We start from the raw sequence: 6,275 nt of genomic DNA, 5'->3' as shown, positions 1-6,275 counted from the left end.
CAGCGCCCCCCGGGTGGGGCGGCGCGCGGCGCCCCCCCGCGGGCGCGGGCCGCCGCGCTGGCCCGCGCCGGCGCCGCCCCCCCCCCCGCCGGTGGGGGTGGGGGAGTGGTGGTGGTGCTGCTCAAGCCGCTGGCCGCGGCCCGTGCCGCCGGGGACCGGGTGTACGCGGTGATCCGTGCCGGCGCGGCCGGTCACCCGGGCCGCCTGGAAGCCGTACCGCACCACGCCCGGCTGGTCGGCCGGGCCCTGGCCGTGTCCGGCCTGCCGCTGCCGGCCGCCGCCCCCGGTCCCGACGGCCCGGGCGCGGTGGTGGCGGGGGCCGGACCGGAGGCGCTGGGCATCGCGGTGCGGGAGAGCGTTCGGACGGCGGCGGGCCTGGCGGGCGAGAGGGGGGTGGTCGCCGGGGCGGCCGCCCTGGCCCGTGCCGTGGGGCAGTTGCGCCACGCCACGCTGCTGCCCGGGCCCGGCCGGGCAGCGCCCGTCGCCTGGGAACCGGCCCGCCGCGACGACGGCACCCCGGTGCCCCGCAGGGCCCTGGTCGGCGTGTCCGGACCGCCGGCCGCGGACGCCGTGCTGGTCGTGGAGGAGGCACCCCGGGCACACCGTCCCCCCGCACGGCCGGACCCGGCACGGCCCGCCCGCCACCCCGCCCCCGCGGAGCTGGTGCTGCTGTCCGCCGCCACACCCCGTCAACTGACGGCGACAGCAGCACAGTTGGCGCGCTGGCTGACCGGCGCCGCCCGCCACGGCGGGCCGGCCGGAGCGGACCTCGCCGCGATCGCACACGAACTGCGCCTGGGCCGGGCGCCCTTGCGCTGCCGCCTGGCGGTGGTCGCCCACACGGTCACCGGCCTGGCCGCCCAACTGGCCGCCTTCGCCGAGCCCGCCGAGCCCGCCGAGCCCGCCGGGGCCGGACGGCATCCGGCGGGCGTACGCAGCGCCGACCTGCGCGAGGCCGGCGAACCGCTGCTGCTCGACACACTCGCGGAGACCCGCGCCTACATGGCCGCCCTGTGGCAGGGCGGCCGCCTCGAACAGCTGACGCGGCTGTGGCTGGCCGGGGCCGACATCTGCGCCGTACTGCCCGCGCACCCGGGCCCCGCGGGCATCGAACTGCCCCCCACCGTGCTGCAACCCCAGCCCCAGCCCCGGCCTCAACCCCGGCCCCAGTCTCAGTCCGGGCCCGGGCCCCAACTTGAGCCCGAACCCGAGCCGGAGCCCGTGTCCGTGCCTGAGCCGGAGTCCCTTTCCGAGGTCCTCTCCCAGCCCGGCTCCCGGGCTGACTCCCGGTCCCCGGTGCCGTTGCGGTCTCCACACGGGCCTGCGGCAGAGCCGGTGGAGTCCCAGCCCGGCACGGCGGTGCCCGGCGCGGGTGTGCCCGTATCCGACGGCGGCACGGACGGAGCGCGGCGGTGACCGCATCCGTGACACCCCCGCCCCCGCGCCTGTCCTCGCGCCCGTCACCGTCACCGTCGCTGTCCGCGGCCGCGGCCGTGTCCTCGTTCCCGGGACCGCCCCGGGCCCCGGCGCCGGTCCCGGTCCCGGCGCCGGTGTCGGCGTCCGCCGCGGTTCCCGTCGCGGGTGCGGACGCGGGCACGGACGAGCCGGTCAAGCTGTGGCTGTGTCCCAACGACGGCCTGCCGCCCGCGGTCGCCCATCTGCTCGCCGCGCACTGGCTGGACGCGCAGGAGCAGAAGACCGCGAGCCGTTTCCTGTTCGAACGCGACCGGCGGCAGTACCTGCTCGCGCACACCCTGGTGCGGCGCGCGCTGGCGCTGGAGGCGGGCCTGGCCGAGGCCGAACTGGTCATCTGGCGTTCCGCGCGGGGCCGTCCCTTCCTGCGGCCCGCGCTGGGCGAACTGCCGCGCGGCGGGGCCCAGCTGGACTTCAACCTCTCCCACGCGGGCGGCTACAGCCTGCTGGGCATCGTGCGCCGCCACCGCATCGGTGTGGACGTGGAGCGGCTGGAGGACCGGGACGAGCGGGCCATCACCACCATCGTGCGCACCTTCGCCGCCCCGGAGCGGGAGTGGGTCGAGCAGGCGGCACCCGGCCCGGACCGCGACCGGCGGGCCCTGCGGGTGTGGACGCTCAAGGAGGCCTATTCCAAGGCCCGCGGGCTCGGCCTCGGACTGCCCTTCGACGCGTTCGTCTTCACGCTGGACGACGAGCACGGCGTACGCGCCTTCACACCGCCCGCCGACGACACGGCCCGCCCGTGGCGTTTCGTCGAACTGGAGCCGGTGCCCGGCGTGCTGGTCGCCGTCGCCGTGCCCGCCGACGCGGCGCAGGACCCGGTGCTCCACCTCGGCTACGGCTTCCCCTGGAGCCGCTCGGAGCTCCGCAGTTTCCCGCTGCCCCGGCCGGTGGGCGGCCACCTGTCCGCGGTCCCCGCGTGACGGCCCGGGCCGGTACGGCGGCCCGGGGGCATCTCCAGCGGGCTTCGAAGACCTCTTGAGCCGGGACACCTACCGTGAGGCATCCGCTGTTCCTGCTGTCTGCAGCCAGGAGGCCACCGTGCCCATCCTCAGGTACCTGGAGAGCCCGCTGGACGACCTGCTGCGGCGGGCCGCCGACCGTGACGGCGACGCCCCGGCCGTGGTCACGGCCCAGGCCGCGGTGACGTTCGCCGCGCTGGACCGGGAGGCGGACCGCATCGCCCACTACGTACGGCGCACCGTCCGCCGGGCCGACGCCGTCGTCGCCGCGGCCACCACCCTCGACGCCGCCTTCCCCGCCGTGTACTACGGCACCGTCCGCAGCGGCCGCCTGCTGGCGCTGCTCGATCCGCTGATGGGACAGGCCGCACTGCATGAGGTGTGCACGGCGGCCGGCGTCGAGATCGCCTTCGTACCCGGCCCGCTGGCCGCGCTGCTCGCCGCACTCGCGGACCGGCTGCCCCGGCTGCACACCATCGTCGTGACGGACCCCACCACCCGCCCCGCATCCAGCGGTCGGGCACCCGGCGGTTCGGCACCCGGTGGTCCGGTGCCGGGCCGCCGGCCGTCCGGTGTCCCGGTCTCCGGTGCCGCGGTCTTCGGGGGGCGGGGGGCCTGTGCGGTGGTGACGCTGTCCGCGGCGCTGGCGGGGGTGTCCGCCGGCGGCCCCGTAGGCAGGGCGCGGCCCGGTGTGGACGCGGTGGCGTGCCTGCAGTTCGCGCCGGACGGCGCCGGGCGCCTGAAAAGCGTGCGGCTGACGCACCGCAACCTCGTCGCGGGCGCCGCCCAGACCGCCCTGGCCCACCGGCTCGGTGCCGCCTCCGTCGCCTTCAACCACCTGCCGCAGTACCACGCCGTGCACCTCAACTCGGCCGTGCACGCCGGGGCCCGGCAGGTGCTGTGCACGGACCCGGACCCCTTCGGGGCGCTGGCGGAGGCCGCGCGGGCGGAGGCCACCCACTACTACGGGCTGCCCGCCCGGCTGCACCGGCTGGCGGATGATCCCCGGCTGGCCACGGGCCGGGCGCACCTGCCCGGCCGGCACCTGAGCGCCATCCATGTCAGCGGCGGCGTCCTGGCGCCGGAACGGGCCCGTGTGCTGCGCGACGCGCTGCGCGTGTCCGTTCTGCAGGGCTACGGCCTGACCGAGGTCTTCACCCTCTCCCACCACCAGCCGCCGGGCTCGCGGCCCGGTCTCGGCGCGGTCGGGGTGCCGCTGCCGGGCACCGAGTGCCGGGTCGTCGTGCCCGGCAGCACCCGGCCCGCCCCGGTGTGGTCGACCGGCGAGGTGCAGATCCGCGGACCGCAGCTGAGCCACGGCCCGGCGGACAGCCCCGGCCCGGCAGCGCGGGACGCGGACGGCTGGCTGTCCACCGGCGACACGGGTTACCTCGACGCGGACGGCGGACTGCACCTCGTCGACGCGCACCGCTCCGTGTTCACCTGCGACGACGCGCTGGTCGCACCCAGCGTGGTGGAGCGGGTCATCGGCCAGGACCCGCGGGTGGCCGAGTGCATCGTCGCGGACTGGCCCGACCCGGCACGCGGCGCCCTGGTCTGGGCCGGCGTGGTGCTGCGCGAGGCACCCGAGGGTGATGCCCCCGGCGGTAATGCCCCCGACGTCCTCGACGTTCTCGACTCCGTCGCCGAACAGGCCAACGCCCGGCTCGGTCCCGGCGAGCAGATCCGCCGTCTGGAGGCCCTCGACGCCGTCCCCCGCCGGCCGGGCGGCCGGCCCGCCCGCCGCGAACTGCGCCTGCGGCTGCACGCCCTGGCCGCCGGGGAAGCCGCCGCCTGACCCACCCCGCCCGGCACCCCCGTCCCGGACCGCGGCCAGACCGGCCCGGGGACAAGAAGACAAGGAGACTTGCCAACAAGGAGACGTACGAACAAGGAGTCGTACGAACAAGGAGACGTGCGGGCAAGGGGACTTGAAGACGACGCAAGCCCCGGCAACGGCCCCCGGGACGACAAGCCCCGGGCAATGGCCCCCGGGGGCAACAGACCCCAGGCAACGGCCCCCGGAGGCAACTAACTTGGGGAGCAGGCCGGCGGCGTAGGCCAGGAGGGCGTCGGCCCGCAGAGCGGCGGCAGCGAACCGTCAGCGGTAGCGAACCGGCGGCGGTAGCGAACCGGCGCGGCCCGGCACGGCAGCGGCGAAGAGACAGCGTCCCGGACGACTGGGAACCCGGCCCGCGGGCGCCGGCCCCGCGACGCCCGGGGAAGGCCGGGCCGCCGCACACGAATCCCGGCGCCGACGCCCCGGAGGACAACTGGCCGACACCGGCGCCCCGGAAGAAGCGACGGCCAGGAAGAAGCGGCGGCCAGGAAGAAGCGGCGGCGCGGAAGCCGACAGGCCGGGGACAGCGGGTCCGGGGAGACCGGGCCCGGGGAGACCGGACCGCCCTCCCTCGGAGATGCCTGCCCCTGGAGAGGCCGGAGGCGGACGGCGTGGGTGAGACGCGGTAGCGGACCGGTCGTGGTCCGCTGGAGCGCACCGGACACGGCGGCACCCGCCGCCTACGGTGACCTGGCGGGACATCCCGGGATCCGGCGGGACATCCCCGGACGACAGGGAGGAGGCCGCCATGGACGAGCGGCACGCCACACTCCGGGTGCTCCCCGCGCCGGCCCCCGCACACGACGAGCACACCGGCCGCGCTCCGGCCCCCCGGCCCGGCGCGCCGGCCGCCGTGCGGGTGCACGTGGTCGGTGAGGACCCGCTCGCCCGCCGCGGCATCACGGCCCTGCTCGAGGGTCACCCCGGCATCCGTGTCACCGGCGAGAGCGAACCGGGGCCGGAACTGCTGCGCGCGCTGGCCGCCCGGCCGCCGCATGTCCTGGTCGCCCACGGCGCGTTCGCCGGCGAACAGCGCGAGGCCCTGGCCTTCGGCGGCGGGGACCTGCCGCTGCTGGTCCTGGGCGGCCCGGCCCGCACCGACCGTGGGGCCCGGCCGGCCGGAGGGCATCTGCCGGCCACCGCCACCGCCGGCCAGCTGGCCTCCGCCGTGGTGCTGGCCGCGGCCGGCTATACCCTCGTGCACGCCCCGGCCCCGGCCCCGCGCCGTTCCACCGCCCCGCCCATCCCGCCGATCTCGCCGGTCAGCCCCGACCGGCTGACCGACCGCGAGTGCCAGGTCCTCGACCTGCTGGCCCGCGGCCTGTCCAACGGCGAGATAGCCCAGGCCCTGACCCTGTCCGAACACACCGTCAAGACCCACGTGCAGAACCTGCTGCACAAGCTGCGCCTGCGCAACCGCGTCCACGCGGCCATCTACGCCCTCGAATCCGGCCTGCGCCCCCCGGCCGCCCGCCCTCCGGCCTGACCCGTCCTCAAGTCCCGTGCCCGGCAACCGCCTTCGGAGACCGGAGACCGGAGACCGGAGACCGGAGACCGGCGTCCGGCAGGCGGCGAAGGCGGCGCTGATCAGCAGCGCCCGGGAGACCGGTCGGGACACGCGGACCGGGCTCGCGGCCGTGGAGTCGGCAGGGGTGTCTCCAGGCGCTGAAGCAGGTGGCGCTGTTCGCACCTCCCCCCGGCCGCAGGAGAACCCGATCAGGGCGGCCCGATCAGGGCGGACGGCACCGCCGGCACCGCCGACATCGCCGTGGCATCCGATGGCATCCGGTGGCGGAGCGCGCCGGACGCCGGTGCCAGGGGGCGGGCGGGGCGCACCGTCTGGGCCAGCCGATGTCCTCGTCGGAGGGGGCGGGCGCCGGTCCGGCCGGCCGGCCGGTGCCCGGTGCCCGGGCCCGGGGGGGCCCGGGGCCGCCGGGGCGCGGCAACCCCCCGCCGGGCCCCCGCGCCCGGGGGCTAGGGCGAACCCCGGCGGGGTG

The 6,275-nt window shown here is 77.8% G+C and carries 3 protein-coding genes and 1 pseudogene; all 4 read left to right on the top strand.

Features of this window, described 5'->3' with window-relative positions; genetic code table 11:
- Positions 1-1,416, top strand: a pseudogene (locus ACFV2J_RS37235) (hypothetical protein); the annotation flags it as partial.
- Entirely contained in the window at positions 1,413-2,399 is a 987-nt protein-coding gene (locus ACFV2J_RS37230; RefSeq protein WP_385442895.1) for a 4'-phosphopantetheinyl transferase family protein, read from the top strand. The pseudogene ACFV2J_RS37235 and the gene ACFV2J_RS37230, both read left to right, overlap by 4 nt.
- 118 nt (positions 2,400-2,517) lie before the next feature.
- Complete coding sequence (locus tag ACFV2J_RS37225) at positions 2,518-4,236, top strand: class I adenylate-forming enzyme family protein (protein ID WP_385442893.1); 1,719 nt, start codon at positions 2,518-2,520, stop codon at positions 4,234-4,236.
- Between the two features lie 790 nt (positions 4,237-5,026).
- Entirely contained in the window at positions 5,027-5,764 is a 738-nt protein-coding gene (locus tag ACFV2J_RS37220; RefSeq protein WP_385097476.1) for a response regulator transcription factor, read from the top strand.
- Positions 5,765-6,275 lie beyond the last annotated feature (511 nt).

Source organism: Streptomyces sp. NPDC059668 (assembly GCF_042734135.1).
Taxonomy (GTDB): Bacteria; Actinomycetota; Actinomycetes; order Streptomycetales; family Streptomycetaceae; genus Streptomyces.
This window is presented reverse-complemented; position numbering and strand designations above follow the sequence as displayed.

Coding starts and splice junctions, on each gene's coding strand:
- ACFV2J_RS37220 (WP_385097476.1), top strand. CDS start 5,027: ATGGACGAGCGGCACGCCACACTCCGGGTGCTCCCCGCGCCGGCCCCC.